This is a genomic window from Arenimonas sp., from assembly GCF_019459675.1.
GTDB lineage: Bacteria > Pseudomonadota > Gammaproteobacteria > Xanthomonadales > Xanthomonadaceae > Arenimonas.
Map to the genome: position 1 here is coordinate 1 of NZ_JAIBFH010000267.1, position 1,135 is coordinate 1,135.

Sequence of the window (1,135 nt, forward strand, 5' to 3'; positions counted from 1 at the left end):
CCACGCCAGCCGCGGCCGCTCCCGAAGACGCTTCGCTGGAACCCAAGATCGTCGTGCAGCTCGGCCACCAGTCGCCGGTGCTCGCCGTGCGCTGGGTCGACGAAGGACGCCACCTCGCGTCGCTCGCTCGCGATGGCTCCCTCGTCGTCTGGAACGTGTCCAGCGGCGCGATCCTCGACCACGCGCAGGTGCCGCTTGATCCAGGGCTGATAAACCCACCGCCTAGCGAAGGGAAGATCGACGGCCCGCTGCGCTTCCATGCCTTCACCGACGCCCCCGCCGCCGGAACGCTGTCGATCGCCTACGCAGGCGTGTCCGAATCCGACGCCGGGCCTGCCTGCCCCGGCGCGCACCACCCCGGAACGCGCTGGTGCACCTACGCGCTCGACCTGGCGACGCGCGTGGTCCGCGCGGACCCCAGCCTTCCGGTCCCCGCCAGCGCCGACGACGACGCTTCGCGCCACTGGCCGGCGTCGCCGGACGGCCGACTGAAACCGGTAGCCAACCATGCCGACGGACGCCGCGGCCTGTTCGACCCGTCTGACGAGAACATCCAATTCCTCGAGCCGACCTGCACGTCACGCGAGCGCTGTCGCTACGGCGTAACCCTGCTGAGCACCGACGACAGCGCGGCGCCACTTGCGCTCACTGGCGAGCCGCGCAGCTATTTCCTCGACGCCGACCTGTCGCCCGACGGCCTGCGCCTGATGCGCGTTGAAGGCCTCGTCAACGAGACGCAGGCGCGCGTGGAAACACTCGACTTGTCCAGCGGCAGCGGCGACCGCAGCTTCACGCCGGAACGGGCCTACCACCACGGGCAGTGGCTGGATTCGACGCGCTACCTGCTTGGCAGCTACGGCTACTTCGCCACCAACGACACCGAGGCGGCCCTGGCAGGATTCCCGCCTGCGCTGCTGGTCGATCCGGCCTGCGCTGCGCGCGGGGACTGCCGCACGGTGGAAAGCCGCTGGCAGATGCGGCCAGCGCGGGACGGCGGGCTGGTTGCGCTCGGGTCGCTCGCCGACGGCTGCTACAGGGGCCGCCCGGGGGGCGCGTAGAGCGCCAACCCCCACCGCCCCGCCGCGGCTGGCAACCAGACTAACCATACGCCCCCCACGGGTCAGGCATTCCACCC

General features: G+C 71.3%; 1 protein-coding gene. It reads left to right on the forward strand.

The window, feature by feature from the left end; all coding sequences use genetic code 11:
* On the forward strand, nt 1–1,058 hold a 1,058-nt coding region (locus tag K0M70_RS08905), incomplete at its 5' end, for a WD40 repeat domain-containing protein (protein ID WP_290781445.1).
* Between the last annotated feature and the right edge of the window lie 77 nt (nt 1,059–1,135).